The sequence below is a fragment of the Streptomyces sp. SYP-A7185 genome, from assembly GCF_046103685.1.
GTDB lineage: Bacteria > Actinomycetota > Actinomycetes > Streptomycetales > Streptomycetaceae > Streptomyces.
In genome coordinates, this window is sequence record NZ_CP122310.1 from 9677774 (window position 1) to 9695642 (window position 17869).

At 68.3% G+C, this 17869-nt stretch carries 19 protein-coding genes and 1 pseudogene; 11 read left to right on the forward strand and 9 right to left on the reverse strand.

Annotated features, from left to right (window positions below; all coding sequences use genetic code 11):
* Positions 1–177: 177 nt before the first annotated feature.
* A complete protein-coding gene (locus QBL25_RS42960; protein WP_409062423.1) occupies positions 178–561 on the forward strand; it encodes a hypothetical protein in 384 nt (127 codons plus the stop codon).
* A gap of 545 nt (positions 562–1106) precedes the next feature.
* Here QBL25_RS42960 and QBL25_RS42965 read toward each other — a convergent pair.
* Entirely contained in the window at positions 1107–2228 is a 1122-nt protein-coding gene (locus QBL25_RS42965) for an IS630 family transposase (protein ID WP_409062424.1), read from the reverse strand.
* A 307-nt stretch (positions 2229–2535) separates the two neighbouring features.
* On the opposite strand from QBL25_RS42965, the gene QBL25_RS42970 reads away from it, so the two are divergent.
* Together QBL25_RS42970 and QBL25_RS42975 are read left to right on the forward strand one after the other, a co-directional pair.
* Positions 2536–2871, forward strand: a complete 336-nt coding sequence (locus QBL25_RS42970; protein WP_409062968.1) for an SgcJ/EcaC family oxidoreductase — start codon at positions 2536–2538, stop codon at positions 2869–2871.
* Between the two features lie 220 nt (positions 2872–3091).
* Entirely contained in the window at positions 3092–3436 is a 345-nt protein-coding gene (locus QBL25_RS42975) for a DoxX family protein (RefSeq protein ID WP_409062425.1), read from the forward strand.
* A 379-nt stretch (positions 3437–3815) separates the two neighbouring features.
* Here the strand turns inward: QBL25_RS42975 and QBL25_RS42980 are convergent, their stop codons facing one another.
* Positions 3816–4142 (reverse strand): hypothetical protein, encoded by a 327-nt coding sequence (locus QBL25_RS42980; protein WP_409062426.1) that lies wholly within the window; start codon positions 4140–4142, stop codon positions 3816–3818.
* A gap of 567 nt (positions 4143–4709) precedes the next feature.
* Between QBL25_RS42980 and QBL25_RS42985 the strand changes: the two genes are divergently transcribed.
* Positions 4710–4925 (forward strand): hypothetical protein, encoded by a 216-nt coding sequence (locus tag QBL25_RS42985; protein ID WP_409062427.1) that lies wholly within the window; start codon positions 4710–4712, stop codon positions 4923–4925.
* Between the two features lie 732 nt (positions 4926–5657).
* Here the strand turns inward: QBL25_RS42985 and QBL25_RS42990 are convergent.
* Positions 5658–5813: a hypothetical protein gene (locus QBL25_RS42990; RefSeq protein ID WP_409062428.1), complete on the reverse strand. Its 156-nt coding sequence runs from the start codon at positions 5811–5813 to the stop codon at positions 5658–5660.
* A 258-nt stretch (positions 5814–6071) separates the two neighbouring features.
* Between QBL25_RS42990 and QBL25_RS42995 the strand changes: the two genes are divergently transcribed.
* Together QBL25_RS42995 and QBL25_RS43000 are read left to right on the forward strand one after the other, a co-directional pair.
* Positions 6072–6323, forward strand: a complete 252-nt coding sequence (locus QBL25_RS42995; RefSeq protein ID WP_409062429.1) for a ribbon-helix-helix protein, CopG family — start codon at positions 6072–6074, stop codon at positions 6321–6323.
* 3 nt (positions 6324–6326) lie between these two features.
* Positions 6327–6704, forward strand: a complete 378-nt coding sequence (locus QBL25_RS43000; RefSeq protein WP_409062430.1) for a toxin Doc — start codon at positions 6327–6329, stop codon at positions 6702–6704.
* Positions 6705–6945: 241 nt separating this feature from the next.
* Here the strand turns inward: QBL25_RS43000 and QBL25_RS43005 are convergent, their stop codons facing one another.
* The 3 genes from QBL25_RS43005 to QBL25_RS43015 all read right to left on the reverse strand — a co-directional run bounded on the left by QBL25_RS43005 (position 6946) and on the right by QBL25_RS43015 (position 8441).
* Positions 6946–7080, reverse strand: coding sequence for a hypothetical protein (locus QBL25_RS43005; RefSeq protein WP_409062431.1), 135 nt, complete (start codon positions 7078–7080; stop codon positions 6946–6948).
* Positions 7081–7246: 166 nt separating this feature from the next.
* The gene (locus tag QBL25_RS43010) at positions 7247–7567 is read right to left on the reverse strand and encodes a hypothetical protein (protein WP_409062432.1); all 321 of its coding nucleotides are present in this window, start codon (positions 7565–7567) and stop codon (positions 7247–7249) included.
* Complete coding sequence (locus QBL25_RS43015) at positions 7533–8441, reverse strand: IS5 family transposase (protein ID WP_409062433.1); 909 nt, start codon at positions 8439–8441, stop codon at positions 7533–7535. Before QBL25_RS43015 ends, QBL25_RS43010 begins: the two co-directional genes overlap by 35 nt.
* A gap of 229 nt (positions 8442–8670) precedes the next feature.
* On the opposite strand from QBL25_RS43015, the gene QBL25_RS43020 reads away from it, so the two are divergent.
* Together QBL25_RS43020 and QBL25_RS43025 are read left to right on the forward strand one after the other, a co-directional pair.
* Positions 8671–10170 carry a cellulase family glycosylhydrolase gene (locus QBL25_RS43020; RefSeq protein ID WP_409062434.1) on the forward strand — a complete coding sequence of 500 codons (1500 nt, stop codon included), beginning with the start codon at positions 8671–8673 and terminating at the stop codon, positions 10168–10170.
* 192 nt (positions 10171–10362) lie between these two features.
* Positions 10363–10476, forward strand: a pseudogene (locus QBL25_RS43025) (transposase family protein); the annotation flags it as partial.
* A 278-nt stretch (positions 10477–10754) separates the two neighbouring features.
* Here QBL25_RS43025 and QBL25_RS43030 read toward each other — a convergent pair.
* Both QBL25_RS43030 and QBL25_RS43035 read right to left on the reverse strand, forming a co-directional pair.
* Positions 10755–11009: a hypothetical protein gene (locus tag QBL25_RS43030; protein WP_409062435.1), complete on the reverse strand. Its 255-nt coding sequence runs from the start codon at positions 11007–11009 to the stop codon at positions 10755–10757.
* 419 nt (positions 11010–11428) lie between these two features.
* Positions 11429–12229 carry a helix-turn-helix domain-containing protein gene (locus QBL25_RS43035; protein WP_409062436.1) on the reverse strand — a complete coding sequence of 267 codons (801 nt, stop codon included), beginning with the start codon at positions 12227–12229 and terminating at the stop codon, positions 11429–11431.
* Positions 12230–12387: 158 nt separating this feature from the next.
* Here QBL25_RS43035 and QBL25_RS43040 point away from each other — a divergent pair, with 158 nt between their 5' ends.
* A complete protein-coding gene (locus QBL25_RS43040; protein ID WP_409062437.1) occupies positions 12388–13860 on the forward strand; it encodes an MFS transporter in 1473 nt (490 codons plus the stop codon).
* Positions 13861–14331: 471 nt separating this feature from the next.
* Here the strand turns inward: QBL25_RS43040 and QBL25_RS43045 are convergent, their stop codons facing one another.
* Complete coding sequence (locus QBL25_RS43045; RefSeq protein ID WP_409062438.1) at positions 14332–15627, reverse strand: helix-turn-helix domain-containing protein; 1296 nt, start codon at positions 15625–15627, stop codon at positions 14332–14334.
* A 182-nt stretch (positions 15628–15809) separates the two neighbouring features.
* Here QBL25_RS43045 and QBL25_RS43050 point away from each other — a divergent pair, with 182 nt between their 5' ends.
* Entirely contained in the window at positions 15810–16274 is a 465-nt protein-coding gene (locus QBL25_RS43050; RefSeq protein WP_409062439.1) for a glycine-rich domain-containing protein, read from the forward strand.
* 110 nt (positions 16275–16384) lie between these two features.
* The gene (locus QBL25_RS43055) at positions 16385–17071 is read left to right on the forward strand and encodes a methyltransferase domain-containing protein (RefSeq protein WP_409062440.1); all 687 of its coding nucleotides are present in this window, start codon (positions 16385–16387) and stop codon (positions 17069–17071) included.
* The last annotated feature ends 798 nt before the right edge of the window (positions 17072–17869 follow it).

Genomic DNA, 17869 nt, shown 5'->3' on the forward strand with positions numbered 1-17869 from the left:
CACGCCCCTGGCACCAGCAAGGTCCTGGCCCATCACGACACCGGCAAGCGAACTGGTCGACCGGCGCGGCAAGCGCCAGTGCACTGCCTGGGCCCGTCCTGACGTGGGATCTCTGTTGCATGATTCGAGTTGTTCTCCGCAGTCCCCGAAGTTCTGGCCAGCACATACCATCCGGGCATGGGGAAAAAGGGGCTGGGTTTTCTCGTGGGGTTGAGCGTGGCCGGAGTGCTCGGTTGGGCGCTCGCCGGGTCGGTGTACCTCGGCTGTGGACCATCACGTCGAGGTTGCGGTGTTCCTGACGGCGGCGGCTGGTACTTCGCCGCCCTGATAACGATGCCGTGGCTCTTGGCCTTCTACGGGTACACAGTCATCCGGGATGATGACTGGCGTCCCTCACTGGGCATCTCGGCCGGGGCCATCATGGGCATCGTCTTCGCCCTGGCCAAGGAACCCATTCCGCCCCGCATGTGGATCTTGATCGTGGTGCTCGCGGCCTTCGCGATCGGCACGCCCCTCGTGCTGTGGCGCCGGGGCCGGCGGACTCCGCCCGCGCAGAACTGACCTGCGCTCTACCGCCGGTGGCCCTGAACAGTGGATCGAGGCCAGATGATTGATCGTCATGAGCTGTCCGACAGGTAGCGGGCGGACGACCGGATGGCACGCAACGAAATCGTGTGGGAGTTCCGCACGGGTGCGTGCCTGGCGGGGGCGAGCTCGAGCGGCAGGGGCCATGGGCCACGTTCCACACCCGCTGACGTCGGGGGCGGCAGAGGGCATGCGGCGGTTCACGTCGTATCGCGGGCAGCGGCACTTCACGGGCTGGTACTGGGCGGCCACGACGGAGTCGCTGGTGGGGTTCGAGTCGTGGCTGGAGCGGGACCGGGCCATGCTCCTCGATCATGACCGGAGGGTGGTGGGGCTGGCCTCGCAGCCGTTCCGGGTGACATGGCCGGGGGGAGAAGCGCCGGATCGCGCATACGCCGGACTACTTCGCACGGCTGGAAGACGGCTCGGGCCTGGTCGTCGATGTCCGGTCGGCGGACCGGGTCGGCCCGGAGGACGCGGTGCGTCCGGATCTACACCACCCTCGGAACCCAGGACCCCCTCTACTGTCCTGCGCCAGAGATCCGTCGGCAGAAGCGGGCGAGGGAGTCGAGGATCTCTTGGGCTGTCTTGGTCCAGATGAAGGGCTTGGGGTTCTGGTTCCAGTCCTTGACCCAGGCTCGGATGTCGGCTTCCAGGGCCTGGATGTTCTTGTGTGCGCCGCGGCGGATCATCTGGTGGGCCAGGTAGCCGAACCACCGCTCGACCTGGTTGATCCAGGAGGATCCGGTCGGGGTGAAGTGCAGTTCGAACCGCGGGTGTCTGGCCAGCCAGGCCTTGATCGCGGGGGTCTTGTGGGTGCCGTAGTTGTCGACGATCAGATGGACGTGCAGGTGGGCGGGCACCTCCTTGTCGATCCGGATCAGGAACTTCTTGAACTCCGCGGCCCGGTGCCGGCGGTGCAGGGCGGTGATGACCTCGCCCGTGGCGACGTCGAATGCGGCGAACAAGGTGCTCAGGCCGTTGCGCAGGTAGTCGTGGGTGCGCCGCTCGGGCATGCCCGGCATCATCGGCAGCACCGGCTGGGACCGGTCCGGGGCCTGGATCTGCGACTTCTCATCCACCGACAGCACCACCGCACCCTCGGGCGGGTTGAAGTACAGACCCGCCACGTCGTAGACCTTCTCCACGAACCACGGGTCCGTGGAGAGCTTGAAGGTGTCCGCCAGGTGCGGCTTGAGCTGGAACTGCCGCCAGATCCGGCCCACCGTCGACTTCGACAGGCCGCTGTGCTGGGCCATCGAGGTGCGCGACCAGCCGGTGGCGTTCTTCGGCACCTGTTCCAGCGTGGTGACCACCACGTCTTCGACCTGGTCCACGCTGATGATGGGTGGCCGGCCCGGACGAGGCTCGTCGGCCAGACCCTCCAGCCGCTCGGCGAGAAACCGCCGCCGCCACTTACGGACCGTGTCCGCGGCCACCCGCAGATCCCGGGCGACCACGACCACCGGCGGCACCTCAGGCCCCGCACATGCCAGCACGATCCGCGCCCGCAAGGCCAGGGCCTGGGCCGATGTTGCCCGACGAGCCCACCGCTCCAACTCCGCCTGTTCTTCAGCCGATAGCAGCAGGGGTTCCAGCTTGGGCCCCCGACGAGGAACTGACGCACCAGCAGCAGAAGTCACACATCTACTAACGACCAACTACTGGCGCAGGACACTACCGGAGGTTCTGCCTCCATCGAAATCGCGACTTCCGCGAAAGCCAGGTCGCCTGAGAACCCCGGGCCTCCGTCTTCTCAAACGACCTGGCATCCCAGCAGGTCAACGCCCGTGAGGTCACCTGACAACTGTCAGATCAGCGCGAGGAGTTGACCCTAACTTAGGTTGAGGTCCTAGGTTGCCCCCATGAACACCACGAACTCCACTCTTCCTGCCAACCACGCCGACGAGCAGCGGATCCGCGAGTTGGTCGCGGTCCCAGGAGGCGCAGATCGACCCGGACGTGCTGCCTACGCTGCACACCGCAAACTTGGTGATCGTCAACTTGGCTGGACGGCGCCTCTTCGGGCGTGATGCCTTCGCTTCGGCCATGGCCCAAGCTCTCTCTTCCCCGCTCAAGGACATCCGGACCTCGCTGGAGGTCGACGACATCCGGTTCACCACCCCCGACGTCGCCATCGTCAGCCTCACCAAGACCGTCTACGACGAACGGTACGAGGCGGAGAGCTCGTCCGAGCTGCCCTCGGTCGGTGTCATGACCTATGTCTTGACCCGCCAGGGCGACGACTGGCTCATCGCCCTGGCCCAGACGACACCGGTCCAGTGAGCGGCCGCTGAGCCGACCAGAGCCAGAGGGTGATTTCCGCGAATGCCATGTCGTTTGAGAATCCGATCCATCAGCGTTCTGAGGCGACATGGCGACTCCTCATGTCGAAAGCCCGTCGTCTGACGGATGCGCTGCGACAGGGCGATGTCACAGCTGAACCGGCTCATCCGTCATAGAGGCGGAAGTGCCCTGTTGGCCAGGACCCCTGGAGCTGCGCCCCGTGACCGTTGCCTATGTCATCGTCGCCGTCATGACCATCGCGTACTGCCTGTTCTCGGCCGGCGCCGACTTCGTGCGTTGGGAGCGCGTCGGCGCCGCCATGGACACGGTCGGCGTGCCTCGGTCGTGGATGCCCTGGCTGGGAGTCCCGAAGGCGGCGGCCGCACTGGGACTGCTGATGGGTTTTTGGATACCCGTGATCGCCGTAGCGGCGGCGGCCGGCCTCGTTCTCTTCTTCGGTGCTGCCATCGTGACCCACTGGAGAGCACGCGACCACTCCTTCGGTCTGCAGCATCCCTTCCTCCTGCTGGCCATCGCCACCTTGACCTTGAGGAGCGCCGTCTGAGGAGCGCGACGTCCGCCGACCCAGGGAAAGGCGATCTTCGTGAAGCTGGTGTGATCACCACGTCGGAGCCGTCCTGATCCGGTGCCAGCGGCCGACTCCGCCGTTCTCGTCGCGATGAACAACACCCCGCCCTCGGGGCCCACTTCTTCCACCAGCACCTTGTCGCCGGTGAACTCGGCTTCGACCGGCGCACCGTGATCCGGTGGGAGAACGGCACCACCCTGCCCCAACCTGAGCAGGGCCGCCCCTGCCATCCTCCCGCACCTCACCCTGGGCGAACTCGACACGTTGATCGAACCGTGCGCCCAGCCAAGAAGACCCACTGCTGATCGCGCCCCAAGTGATCGCGGACAGCGCAGCACCTCCCAAGGCCCTGGGGTTACTGGTGCGGTGCGTGCCTGGTTCCGGTTGGCTCCGAAGTGCCTTCCTCGGCTGCGGTGAGGATGAGCCGTCCCTCAACTCCTGCTTCGACGACTTTGACCAGCACCGTGCTCACGTCGTCAAAACGCAGGGTGAAGTGCGGATCGAGCTGCATCAGGAAGTCGAAGCTCTCCCTGTCCTCCGTGGCCAGGGGAGATGCGAAGGTCGCCTCGGACGTCCAGGTGTCTCCGGCGGCACGGACCGCGACCTGCACACGAAGCCTGCCGAGACAGGTCGATCGATTGGCCCACCACTCAAGCGTCGCGGTGCCCTCGTAGCTGTCCACCGTCCAAGTATCACGAGTGAGCAGGCAGCCGTGTGACAACGATTCAGAATCTGAGATCACAAGATCGTGTTACGAGTTCATGAGCCGGATGTCGACGGCCGGGATGTGTTCGGCTCCCGCGGATCTTTTGCAGCTGCCAGGGGAGCTGTTCCTCAGCACCGATACACCGATGCCGCCGCGAGGCCCTCACCACTTTGGCGGCGGCCCAGCGCATCGGCCAACGTGGGGAGGCTCACCCCGCCATCCGCCATCCGCCATCCGCCATCCGGCATCGGGTGGCGGCCGTCCAGGCCGAAACCCACGCCGGGCTCGCCTATTTCGAGGAGCGCGAGAAGGCCCTGGACCGCGCGCAGGGGGGCGCCGTGCATTGTGCGAGCAACGGCGGATGGCTCCGATTCGACGGCACGCGCTTCGCGGAGGAGCGCTGCTCCCAGCAGCCCACACCCCGGCGGGGGCCGAGAACGACCGCCCTGCTGAGGCATCTCCTCGATGCCTGGGCGAGGCGGGTCGCACCGCGCTGCTGTTCCAATGCCGACTGGAGATTCCCCGCACGGTGCGCTGCACGAGGTGGCTCAGCGGCTGAAGATTTTGTTCGAGACCGCCCGTATGCGCGAGACCGACGGCCTCACCACGCTGCGCACGCTCGAAGGCTTCCGCCAGTGCGTGGCCCAGAGCTGGGACGACCTCCGGGGCATCGACGGCGAGAGCTCCCACGGTCTCGCCGCTCACTTCGTGTTCTCTGACCAACCTGCCTCAGATTTAGACCTTCTTCGGCAGGTGTAACCAGCTGGTGGCTGTGAGCGTGTGGACCGGCCCGTGCTGCCTCAGCTGCTCCTCGGCGTCGGCGTTTCCCGGGGTGGGGAAGCCGACCAGCCGCTCGCCCGCAGTGACACTGATGCCCCCCGACGCTGACCGCTCCTGGAACTACGCCGGATGGTCAAATCAACGCCGCCGGAGCGCGTACGACGACACTCGAATTGGCCAACAGGGTCCTCAGCTCAGGTCAAGGAGACGCCCCGTCCAGGTGCAGGGTGTACTGATTGCCGCCCCACCCGCTGGCGGTGGAGGTAGCCCGCCTCTTCCAGATCGGCGACCACTGCCTGAGCCCTGCACTCGGCGAGGCCCCCCTCGAATCCTCGCGTGAGGGCGCCCTCCGTCGGCACTGCAAGGCCGCGAGAGAGATGCCTTGCGCCGGTCTGGAGGGCGGCGGCTGGAGCTGCGCCGATGTTGCGGCTCCAGCCGGTCTCGAAAATCGGTCACGGCGCACGGCCGAGAGCCCGTGGTGGCCGCGCGGGTTTCCGGTTTCGCCAGTTCTGAGAGTAGAAGGAAAGCTCGGTTGATCAGAAGCCGGGATGACCCCGCTGCTCAGCCGGTATCGAGCACTTGGCGTGCGGCGCTCTCAGTAGCTAACCGTCCAAGGGTCGATAGACGAGACGCGCAGGTAGTGGTGGGGGGCGCGGTCACAGCGGACGGGCCCGGACCGTCCCGCGGTGAGGCGGACCGGTTGGCGGTCGGTCACGTGGACTTGGCCGGTTTGGGCAGGAGGAACATCAGCATCCACATCAGGATCAGGGCGGCGATGACGTACCAGAGGGTTTCGGCGTACGTGCTGGTCACGGTGGCGCCGTGGCTGCCCGTGGGGACGTGGTTGAAGAAGCTGAAGGAGGCCATGGCCAGGCCGAGGGAGCGGTGCCCAGGGTGCCCGGAGGATCTCGCCGACGGCGATGTCGAACACCACGTCGACCTCGGCGATGACCAGGAGGTCATGCGCGCCAGCGCAGCATCTGGCCTGCGCCCCGGGTTTCCGGCTGCGGCAGCCGTTCGGCAACCCCGCCAGCGCAGCGCGGGCGAGTACATCCGGTACCGCTCTCAGGGATCTTTGACCTGCATGTATGTACGGCTCGGTACCTGCGCGCTACCATTTGGCGCATGCCCGCTCTCAATGTGGAATTCAGCGACCAAGAGCTCGAGGAGCTGCGCGCCCTCGCTCAGGAACGCGGCATCAGCATGAAGGCCCTCATCCGTGAGGCAACCGCAGACCAGATCACCCGCCACCGGGCCCTGCGGGAAGCCTCCGAGATCTTCCAGGCCACCTTCCATAACCCCGACCTGGCCGCCGCCATCGAGGCCGCCGGCATCGATGACGGGCCAGCATCCCGCGCGAGCGGACGGGCCGCCTGACCCGTGGCACCCGTCCTGCACATCGACGTGCCCTGGCTGCTGGCACAGCACGAAGTCGCTCTGCCCGACCAGCCGATGATCTCTGACTTCTCCGCACTTGTCGCCGCCGTGGCCCGCCACCGCGTCGACCCACCCCGCCTGGGCTACGACTCCGACCCCTCCTGGCGTGCCGCGGCGCTCCTGCAGACCCTCGCCCTGCTCCGGCCGCTCCCGGCCTACAACGTCCGCTTCGCCTGCGCCACCGTTGTCGCCTACATGCACGCCTCCGGGCAGGGCCTCGATGCCCCCTTCGGAGAACTCGTCGACCTCACGCAGCAGTTGACGACCGCCAAGACGGATGTCTTCACCGCGGCCGACCGGATCCGCTCCTGGCGGATCTAGTTAGCTCTGCTCTCCGACGCGCAGGTCGAGACTGGGCCCTGGCGACGTCAGTTTCGGCCGTCGGGCTGAGGCTCATGGCATCGCCCTCACCCGTTCCTATAGGGCCACGACGCCCTTGCGCAGTCCCGACGAGCTGGTCGTGGCGTTCGTATCGCTGGGAGGCTGTGGCGTTCGGCGATGTCTCTGGGGCTTTTGAGTGGGTGCGCCGGCCCTCGACGCCCTCGGCCTGGTAGTGGCGGCATCAGCCGTCGCATGCCTGCCGGCTGATCCCGGAGTATCGGCAGGGCATCGCGACGTTGCCGGTGACGTCCTCGACGTGGTGTATGACGGCCAGAGGCCGCTTGGCCTCACCATTGAGCTGGGGTGTCTTCGACATGTGGATCTCCTCATGATCAGAGACCCAGCTGTTAACCATGACCGTCAGTTTTTAGTGGGTGTTCTGTGAGCCTTCGCCGGGTCTCAGTCTGGGCGTGGGTCTGACTGTGGCAGCCGGAAGAGGCCGGGCTCGGGTTCGGTGAGGATGCCGCGGTTGACCAGGCGTTTCAGTTTGGCGCGGGTCCCTTCAATGTGACGGGGCTCGGTGCCGGTGTCCAGGGCGAGGCAGACGTCCTTGGGGTGCAGTCCGTCCGTGGTGTTTTCGAAGAGGGCGAGGATCTGGCGGTAGGCCGAGGCAGCGGGGCGAGGCCGCCGGGAAGGTCCGGGGCGATCTCCAGGATGGTCTCCCGGGTGATTTTCAGTCTCTCCAGCATCTGTTCGGCGGCCGCGAGTTGGGCGGTGAGTTCGGCGATCTGGGTACGGAGCCGGTCCGCGAGGTCACGGCCGGCGGCCTCACGGATCTCGATCTGTTCCAGGAACTCCTGCATGCCGTCTCCCAGTTGTTCCTGCCGGTCCAAAGCCGCGAGCGGGTGGCGGGTCGCGCCAGGTGGGAGTCGTCGTGGCGGTGAGCCGGTGGGTCATGACGTCGGTCATCGACCAGCGGATCCAGGACGCCGAACTGGCGGGCAGGGTCTCGTAGTCGCGGGCCAGACGGCGGTGCAGCATCAGCGTGCCGAAGGTCTGCTCGGCGATCCACCGCTTCGGTGCCGGGGCGAATCCCTTCGTCTGCGGGTCCCGCCGGACCACCTCGACGTCGATGCCCAGCGACCGGCCGTGGTCGATGACGGCATTCTTGAACCCGGCATCGACCCAGCTCTTCACCACGCCGGGGTTGTCGGCGGCCACCTTGTCCAGCAGCGTGATCCCGATGGCGTTGTCGTGCACGCTCGCGGCGACCACGATCACGGCGATGATCAGACCGAGCACATCGGTGGCAATGCCGCGCTTGCGGCCCCGGCTCTTCTTGCCCGGATCCAGCCCGGTCGTCTTCTTCGGCGCGTTGACCGAGGCGTGCACGGTCTGGCTGTCCATCACGACCGCGGACGGATCCTCGCGCCGCCCCTTGGACTCGCGGACCTGCCAGCGCAGCAGATCGTGAATGGTCTGGTCGGTGCCGTCGTCGCGCCAGAGTCCGAAGTAGTAGTACACCGCCGTGTAGGGCGGGAAGTCGTGCGGCAGATAGCGCCACTGGCAGCCGACCCGAGCCTGGTACAGGATCGCGTTGACGATCTCCCGCATCTCGTACCGGCCCTCATGGCCGCTGACCGAGCGGTGCTGTCCCTTCCAGGCCGTGATGACCGGCCGGATCAACTCCCATGCCTCATCCGACAGATCACTCGGGTACGGCTGCCGCTCGGCCACGTCTCCAGCACATCGCAGAAGCGGTCAATGGCAACCCCTCAAACCGGACAACCAACCACGACGACTCGCAGAACACCCACTTAGACCGACACGATGCAAGGCTCGCAGGGAGTTTGGGAGCTCTGCGTCGTCGGTTCGCTGGTCTATGCAGGCAGTTGCTGATAGGTACGGTGCGTGCCGAACTGGCATCCGTACGTGGCCGCGCGTCCCCGAGTGCCGGAGGTCCGTCATGGGCAAGCGCTTTATGCGACAGCACCTTGGCCTGGTGGCCCTGATCACCGCCGCTCTGCTCGGCGCGGGCCTGGCTCCGGCCGCGTCGGGGGGAGTGGACAGAGGGCGCACCGGCACCGATTCCGGCGCCGTCACGGAGGCCAGGTCCGCCAGCGGGACCGCAACCGCCCCTGGCAACGGTATACCCCGCCTCACCGACGCCCGCGGACGCACGCTCACCCTGCGCGGCTGGAACATCGAGGACAAGATCCACCGCGGTCCGGAGGCCCTCAGCGCGATCACCGAGCGGCACTTCGCCGACTTGCGGGCCCACGGGTTCAACTTCGCCCGCCTGCTGGTCTTCTGGGACGACCTGGAACCGCGGCGCGGGCACTACAGCGAGCCCTACCTGCGCAAGATCCAGCGCATCCTCGACTGGGCGCACGAACACGGTGTCCACGTGGTCATCGACGCCCATCAAGACGTGTTCGGTCCCGCGTTCGGCCACCGCGGGATCCCGGCGTGGGCGACACGCACCGACGGTCTGCCGTTCACCCCGCACCCCGACGACTGGTTCGCCGAGTACTTCGAACCCGCCGTCCAGCGCGCCTTCAGCCATCTCTACGAGGACGCGGACCTGCGGCGCGCCCAGGCCCGCATGTGGCGCCTGCTGGCGGACCGCTTCGGTGGGCACCCGGCGGTCTTCGGCTACGACCTGATCAACGAGCCGATGGGGGAGCTGCGCGCGGACGAGGACCTGGCCAGTGCCGCACGCCGCATCGAGGCGACGCAGCTCACCCCGATGTACCGGCGCCTCGCCGCCGCCATCCGCACCCAGGACCGCTCGAACCACCTGTTCATCGAGCCGACCCCGATCGTCGGCGAAGGCGTGCCCACCGGCCTGGGCCGCGTCCCCGACGAACGCGTCGTCTACGCTCCGCACTTCTACAACACCGCGATGGAAGCGGGCGCCGACTACGACCCGGCGGACGGCTGGATCACCGCGTACGAGAACGCCGTCACCGCCTACCCGCGCGAACACGCGGTCCCCGTCGTGGTGGGCGAGTGGGGCCCGCTGAACAACGGTCTGCCGAACATGCGCCGCTTCCACGACGACGCGCTCGCCTCCTTCACCCGCTACTCCTCGGGCTGGGCGGCCTACGTCTGGTGCTACGGCGGCGGCTACTGCGCCCTGGACCGCGACGGCCGCTTGCGTACCAACAAGGAGCGCACCGCCACGCCGTACGCCCCGGCGGTCGCGGGCACCGTGCGCGCCGACACCTACGACCCGGCCCGCGCGACATACCGCCTCGCCTACCGGTCGACGCGCCGCCCCGGTACCACCGTGTTGTCCCTGCCGCCGAGCACCACCGGCTGGCGGATCGAGGTGTCGGCCCGCACGGCGCACCTCAGCGCCCGAAGTGTGCCACCAGGGCAGGCACGACAGGTGCGCGTGTGGGCGTCCGACGGAACGGAAGTGGAGGTGACCGTACGGCCGGGCTCCGGCCGCCGGGGCTGAGATGCGGGGGCGTCCTCAAGAGCGTTGGGCCAAGCCCTGGGTTGGACTCCTCCGGTGCAGGGCTGAGGTGGTGGGGGCCGTTGGCATGTGGGTGGAGACATTCACGGGGCTGTGGGCGACGCAGTTCGCGGGTCTGGTGAAGGGGGTGCCCGAGCGGGGCGGGAACGGCAACGGGGCGGGAAGGGCACCTGGCAGGGTCGGCCGTGGAGTCTGGCGCCGGCTGAGCGGGCGCTGGTGGGTGCGGTGCACCATCGCACCCACCTGACCATGCGGCAGCTGGCACCGTGGTTCGGTGTCTCCTTCTCTACGCGGACCGCGGGGTCCCCCCCCCGCGTGCGTGGGGTGTGGCCGCAGCGAACGCGCGTCGCCGACTGGTTCCGATCACCGATCGGTGCGCCCTCTCGTGCGGCGCGTGCCGCCGGACGCGGCCCTGGCCGCCGCACGTCACCAGCCGAGCACGTTCGTCCGTGGCAGTCGACCACGTTGCCATGGACGCGAACAAAGGGGGCCCGTGCGCGTGGGCCCCCTCCCTCGTGCAGGTCTGTCAGGCGCGCTCTGGGACGGTGGCACCGTCTCGTGGCCGGCTACACCTCATTGAAGCCGCGCGACGCGTCGTAGATGTCGAGTTCGATGACGACCACGTAGAAGCTCGTCACGACGTACTGGACCATGACGTGGTCCTCCCGGACCGATCGGGTCACGGTGTCGGTCGTATAGGCGAGATGGCTGCCGGCGCCTTCTGGCTCGGCTGCGATCCGGCCGACCAGGCGCAGGAACGTTTCTCGGTCTCCGGCAGGCATATAGTCACGAAACCGCGCGACCTGCTCGGTGAGCTGCACTCTTCTCTTCATCAGGCAGGACTCTAGGGGCAAGGTCAACGCCCTCGCCAGGGGATTTCGTCCGGGCCCGCCGGCCTGCGGTCCAGCCTCAGGCGGCACCTTTCTCCGGCGATGTCACGGACAAGCCCAGCTGAGTCCCAGACTGGTCGGCAGCCGACCCACACGTGTACTGAACGCCGTTCACGGGCGAGCTGCGGACCGATCCTCGGCCGAGAGCAGCATGGGCGAAGAGGAGTGGTGGTGACGATCGAAGGACCGGCACAGCAGCCCTCTCTTGCACGGATACTCCCCGTGAAGAGGCCCACAGCGATCGCCCCGTCCGTGTTCGCCCCCCGACCCGCAGCTGCACAGCCTTCGGGGCGACCGCGCCACAGCAGCGGACACCGCCCCTGCCCACAGGGGGCCCAACCCGGCAGTGGTCATTCATCGCCGTCGATCTCAGCAGATGCCTCCATCGAGGCGTCGCCATGGAGGTAGCGTCCCGGGGACGTGCCGACGGTTCGCCGGAACGCCGCGAGGAACGCGCTCGGCGTCGTGTAGCCGACGCTCCGTGCGACCCGGGAAACGGGCTGGCCCTCAGCAAGGAGGGAAAGTGCGGCACGCAGCCGCACATGGGTGCGCCAGCGGTCGAAGTTCATGCCGGTGTCCTGGACGAACAGCCGGGTCAGGGTGCGTCGGCTCACCCCGACGGCCCGTGCGTGCGCTTCAAGACTCCGAGGGTCTTCGGGGTGAGTGAGCAGGGCGTCGGCCACGGCGCGTACGCGGTCGTCGGCGGGGTCGGGTACGTCGATGGGCGTAGTCGGCAACGGGCGCAGCAGATCCAGTACGACCGCTTCGGCCCGTAGCCGGGCGTCAGCAGGGAGTTGCTCGCGGCTGAGGTAGGTGATCAGGTGGGCCAGCAGCCCGTTGACACCGACCGGCGTGGGTTGGGTCCAGTCCTGAGTGCACCTGTCTGGTTCGAAGTAGAGACTGCACAGCACCGCGTCGCGGGTCGCGCCGGTGCGGTGGATGACCCCCGCGGGCAGCCACAGCGCTCGTGTCCGAGGCAGGACCCAGTAGGCATCGCCGACAGCGACGCCGAGCACCCCACGCCGCGCCCAGGCCAGCTGGTGCTGCGGGTGGCTGTGCGGTACGAACCACTGCCCGGAGGCCAACGGGAGGTTGCCGACGACGATTGCGCCCACCCCGGCCGGGACGGCCCCCACGACGGCATCGGTCATGCTCCCAAGCCTATGTCCCCAATGCGATACGACATGGCCCCGTAACGGATAGCGGCCACATCGGCCGGTGCATAGCGTCGTTTTATGCCGATCCATCATCCGCGCCGCGGGCGCTACCACCGTGCCCCCAGGCCGCTTTCGAGGACAGGGTGCCCGACATGAGCGCTAAACCGACGGCTGGCACGGCCCCCGGGGGTGGGCGCCGGGGGCCGGCCTTGGTAGTGCTGTGCTGCGTACAGTTCATGCTCGTCCTGGACGACAACGTGGTGAGCGTGGCGCTTCCCGGCATGCGGGAGGACCTCGGCTTCAGCACCGCGGGCCTGGCCTGGGTCGTCAACGCCTACTTCCTCTCCTTCGGCGGGCTGTTGCTGCTGTTCGGCCGCATGGCCGACCTGATGGGCCGCAGACGCGTCTTTCTGACCGGTGTGGCGCTGTTCGGCGCGGCGAGCCTGGTCTGCGCGCTCGCGCAAGAGCCCTGGCAGCTCGTGGCCGGACGGTTCGTCCAGGGCGCGGGCGCGGCCATGGCCAGCCCGGCCGCCCTGGCGTTGATCTCACTGCTGTTCCCCGGCACCCAAGAGCGCGCCAAGGCGTTCGGCAGCTGGGGCGGCATCGCCGCTCTGGGCGGCACGATGGGCTTGGTGATCTCCGGCGCCCTGACCGGCCTGGCGTCCTGGCGCTGGATCTTCCTGATCAATCTGCCGGTGGCTTTCGCGGCCCTTGTGCTGCTCCCGCGCCTGGTCCCCGAGAGCCGGGCCGGGCGCGCGGTGCGTCTCGACGTACCCGGCGCGGTACTTGGCACGGGTGCTCTGGTGTCTCTGATCTATGGACTGCTGCGGGCGGGGGAGTCGGACTGGGGGGACATCACCGCTGTCGGACCGCTGCTTCTCGCCGCTTTCCTGGCCCTTGGCTTCGCCGTGGCCGAGGCACGCACTGCCGAGCCTCTGGTGCCCTGGTCGTTCCTGGCATACCGGCTTCGCGCCATCGCCAACGGGGCCACCCTGCTGTTCTCCGCCGCCATGTACGCGATGGCCTTCCTGCTGATGGTGCAACTGCAGATGGTGCTCGGCTACCGGCCCCTGACGGCCGGCCTCGCCTACCTGCCCTACTGCGCGGGCATCCTGACGGGCATGTGGCTCTCCTCCCGGGCCGTGCTCAGGCTCGGTCTGCGCCCGGCCCTCGTCATCTCGTTCCTGATCAGCGCGGCCGGATTCCTGCTGCTGTCAGGCGTGGCACCCAACGACCATTACGCCTCCGGAGTACTGCCCGGCATGCTCGTCTCGAGCCTGGGATGCGGACTGACTCTGCCCGCCCTGACCGTTGCCGCACTCACGGGCACCACAGAAGACAACGCCGGGCTCGGCTCAGCCGTCCTGAGCTCCGTGCAACAAGTGGGCGGCGCCCTGGGGGTGGCGGTGCTTGTCGCTCTGGCCACGCGCCGCAGCGACGCCCTCGCCGCACAGGGCGACCCGCTGCACGCCGCAACAGAGGGCTTCTCCCTCGCGCTCACCGTCGCCGCCGCCCTCCTCACCCTCGGCGCCGGCCTCATCGCCACCTTGCTGAAAAAGAGCCACCGTCCACACGGTGCGCCCCACGCCGAAGAAACCCCGGCCACCCACGGGAGCCGTACGTAGCCGCCACGTCGGTCGCCCCCTGCCGGCAGCGTCCTGCCTCTCCGCGCAACTGCCGGGCGTCAGCGGATGTCCGGGGCCCGGGAGAGAGGATGGCCGACGCGACGGACGCAAAAGTCTCTCCTGGCGCGGCCACCGGACCTGCCGATCACCGCCTGCCGGCAGTTCGGCGGCCCGCACCTCCCGGTCTGGGACCTCGACGCCCACAGAGCCGCCGACCTGCGGTAGCGGGCGGCAGCCCGGGAGTGGCTGCCCTTCCCTGCACCGTCCCGATAAGGGAGTTGACCTCTGGCACAAGATCATGATCGTGGATGGATACGCGGCGTCACCACCGACTACGGGCCACAGCCGTTGAGTTGAGTGGACAGCCCCCGTCCTGCGGCGGACCGTCCGAACAACCCGATACCGCAGCGAGGTCATCGACGGATGCCCGGCAGCAACCGGACTCACCATCACGACACCCGGACCGACAGCTCAGTGACGACCTCGCGGACTCGTTGCGGCCTGGAGTTCCCTGACGCCGCTCGTGCGGGGGTGGCGTTGTACCAGCTCGTCGACGATGCCGCGGATCGCTGGGCGGTCTCGTACCTCGCCGGGGCTGGCTCGGTAAGCGTCGAAGAGGGAACGGGCGGTCTGCTCCGGGCGTCCCCAGGCCCACCAGGCGCGCGCCATGTCGGTGCCCATGCGGGCCTTCCGCTCGGCGGTGGGGAACTGGGCGGGGCGGAGGTCCTTTCCCGCCTCCAGGGCGGCTCCGGCATCTCCGAGCGCCCAGTGCACACCGACGGCGTACAGGTCGACGGCGGCCGGGCTGATCGGGAACAGCCTGCCTGCCGGGGCGGCCGTCGGCAGCCGGCGAGCGGCGCGACGGGCTTCCTCGGTCATCGCCAGGGCATCGGCGCGGTGGCCACCTCTGGCAGCGGTGTAGGCCAGGGTGCAGAGCATCTGTGCGTACGCCGACACCGATGCATCGGTACGCAGACCGGTCGCCTCGATCGCAGAGGCGGCCGTCGTCATGAGGCGCTGGGCTTCCTCGCCACGGTCCTGGTGGCGCAGGACGATCGCCAGCTCCCGGGCGGCGGCTGCGGACACGAGCGGAGAACCGGAGACCTCGGCCCAGGTGCGGGCCCGGTCCGCGGTGAGCCGGGCCTGTCCGTAGGAGCCGAGTTTGGTCAGCACCGCAGCCGCCAGGCTGTAGACGGACGAGAGCCGAGCCTGATCGAGTTCACGGCGCGAGGAGACCGCGGCATGTCCGTCAGCGATGAGGCCGGGCAGCGCGGCGAGCAGACGAGAGTGAGCGCCCTTGTCGTACAGCTCGCGGGCGGTCGCCATCCGGTCATCCAGCGGGCCTTTGCCGCTCGGGGCGGGTGTGTCGGCCAGGGCCTGGTCGAGCCCCGTCATCAGGGCGACCGGCCCGGCGGCAGCCGTGGCGGTGAGCAGCGTACGGCGGCGCATCGGGTCCTCCTCGGCGTACGGACTGGCCGTCACTCTAGTGGCCGTCGCTGCCTTCGCAGTGGGAGGCGCCAGGGAACTCATCAGGATGTGTCGCGGAACGCCGACTTCTTGAGCGGCGCGGTGGACCAGCGCCAGGTCGACGACCCTGCTGCGCCGCTCCAGCCGCGAGATCGTGGCAGGGGAGCAGCCCAGCCGGTCGCCGAGCGCGGCGAGCGTCCAGGAACGGTGCTCGCGTCCCAGCCGGATGAGCGCGCCCGGACACCGCTGTTCGGCCAACGCGCAGGCTTTGGGTGTGCTCCAGAGCGGGTCAACGGACACAGGTCCTCCCACGCCGCACGACCGGGAACCTCCACGGTACGGACGGTTGTTACCGCCGTCGAGCTTGCTTGCAGGACGTGCAAGGCCTTTGCGCAGAACGGCTGATGACCACTGTGGGACGAGGGGCCGCGCTGTGCTGGGTGCACCGCCCCGAACCACGGGGCTCGTCCATCGGAGGCATCATGGCAACCACTGTCGCAACTCCTGTGACCACTGATCCGGTGAGCCACTCGGTCCGCTCCGCTCGGGAGGTCGTACCGGCCGTTCTGTGGGACAAGCAGGTCGGACTGCTCGTGCGTGACTACCCGTACGACTCAATCATGGCGGCTCGGGTCCTCGAACAGGGCTACGCGTACCTGCTGACCGCGATGCGGCACCGGGGCGAGGGGCTGGGGCTCGCGCCCAGCACGCTCGTCGACATCGGGGTCCACACGATCATCCTCGACACCGTGGCGTACGCCGAACTGTGCGAGCGCTTCAACGAGGGCCGCTTCCTGCACCACGTGCCCGAAATCGAAATGAAGAACGACGGCTCGGTGATGCGGACGGCCCACACCGTCGCCGCCGACGGGTGGCAAGTCGACCTGCCGCTGTGGGTAGACGCCGCCCCGTGCGGCCCCTGCCACCCCGGAAACGACTCGCACTGACCAGCGACAGAGCCGTGCCCCGACCGGCCCCGGCCGGGGCACGGCACTCGGCCGGGGGAGGATGACCCAAACCAGCCCAACGTCAGACCGCACCGGTCAAGATAATGCGGATGACGACCTCAGCAGACCTCTGGCACCACTACGGCCGCACCCGCGCCGGCAGCGACCGCGCCGTCCCCGATGCCTTCCACTGGATCTGGAGCCAGGACGGCGGCCCCGGCTGCGAAGTGCTGGGTGATCTCACGGGACACGTGGTCGGCGACCTCGGCGCCGGAGCCGCCCGGCACGCCGCACATCTGGCCCTCCACCACGAGCCCGCCGAGATCGTCGCCATCGATGCCTCCCCCGCGCAGTACGAGATGGCCACCGACCTGTTCGCGAACCTCACCCCATGCCTGCGTATCGTGCCGTCCGACGTCGTGCCCCACCTTCAGGCGACGAAGAGCGGCTACGACGTCCTCTACAGCGTGTTCGGGGCCGTCGACTTCACCGATCCGCGCGAGCTACTGCCGACGACAGCCGCTGCGCTGAAGCCGGGCGGACGGCTGGTCTTCTCCACCCTGGCCCACTACCTGAACGGCGCCCCGGCCCAACCGGACCTGCTGGCAGCCGAGATCCCCGCAAAGACTCCCGAGGGAAAGACTGCCTGGCTGCGCCGCTGGGTCCTTCAGGAGCAGGTATGGATGAAGGCCCTCGACGAAGCCGGATTCACCAACATCGCGGTCGACCTGCTGCCGGCGAAGTCTGACGGACCTCGAGCGGCGGACACGTTGCTCGTGATCGCTGACCGGCAGTGATGACCTCCCCGTCCCGTGGACGAGCGCTATGGGCTCGGCAAAGAGGAATCCGCCAGGCGTAAGCGGGTCGTCACCACAAAGTACAGTCAGATCGGCATCCTCGACGGCGGCCGCCGATTCGCTCCGGGCTTCCCCACGGCCGACCAGGAGCGCTAGTTGAACGCACCGCGCAGTGCCAAGGTCGCGTCAACGGCCGGGAAGGGCCGCAGATCTCCCGGTCGGCCAGGTCGGCCAGGTCGGCCAGGTCGGCCAGGTCGATCAGTAGCTCCGGCGCACCAGGCGCTGCGCCGTGCACTAACTCCCGTAGCTAGCAATTGAGGTCGGCGACGTCAGCGGGCAGGGCGAGGTCCGTTGAGAGAGTCGCGCCGTTTGCCTTGTACTGCGTGGGCGGAAGGCTGACTTTCTCAGGGTGCACACAGATGGGCACGCCCTGCAGTGTGTATCTGTGGTCGTCCTCGGGGCTGAAGGGACACGCGTGAGGGGGGCGTTCGGACACGTCGAACTCATCGAGCGGGAAGCGGCGGGATGTGGCGAAAGCCTCAATTATGCGCAAGGAGGCGCGAGTTGCACACGACCCATTCAGCGCTCGGAAACACCAGGGTGTCGGCGACGAGGCTCGTAGGTCGATCCGAGCGTCCTACGCACTTTCTCGGCGGTGTGATCAAGACTCTTCGTGCGCAACTCGCGAGCGGTTCCCTGTGCACGCGAGTATGGCCCTGGCTGGTCCAATCTGCAGACGTGAGTCGCCTTCTGTTACTGGCGTGAGCGGGCAGCGCCAGTACCTTCCATCACCGTGCA

Bases quoted from the DNA above. Each gene is read 5' to 3' on its own strand.
- QBL25_RS42960 (WP_409062423.1), top strand. From the start codon at position 178: ATGGGGAAAAAGGGGCTGGGTTTTCTCGTGGGGTTGAGCGTGGCCGGA.
- QBL25_RS42990 (WP_409062428.1), bottom strand. From the start codon at position 5,813: ATGGCCTCCTTCAGCTTCTTCAACCACGTCCCCACGGGCAGCCACGGC.
- QBL25_RS42995 (WP_409062429.1), top strand. From the start codon at position 6,072: ATGCCCGCTCTCAATGTGGAATTCAGCGACCAAGAGCTCGAGGAGCTG.
- QBL25_RS43005 (WP_409062431.1), bottom strand. From the start codon at position 7,080: ATGTCGAAGACACCCCAGCTCAATGGTGAGGCCAAGCGGCCTCTGGCC.
- QBL25_RS43010 (WP_409062432.1), bottom strand. From the start codon at position 7,567: ATGCAGGAGTTCCTGGAACAGATCGAGATCCGTGAGGCCGCCGGCCGT.
- QBL25_RS43020 (WP_409062434.1), top strand. From the start codon at position 8,671: ATGGGCAAGCGCTTTATGCGACAGCACCTTGGCCTGGTGGCCCTGATC.
- QBL25_RS43035 (WP_409062436.1), bottom strand. From the start codon at position 12,229: ATGACCGATGCCGTCGTGGGGGCCGTCCCGGCCGGGGTGGGCGCAATC.
- QBL25_RS43040 (WP_409062437.1), top strand. From the start codon at position 12,388: ATGAGCGCTAAACCGACGGCTGGCACGGCCCCCGGGGGTGGGCGCCGG.
- QBL25_RS43050 (WP_409062439.1), top strand. From the start codon at position 15,810: ATGGCAACCACTGTCGCAACTCCTGTGACCACTGATCCGGTGAGCCAC.
- QBL25_RS43055 (WP_409062440.1), top strand. From the start codon at position 16,385: ATGACGACCTCAGCAGACCTCTGGCACCACTACGGCCGCACCCGCGCC.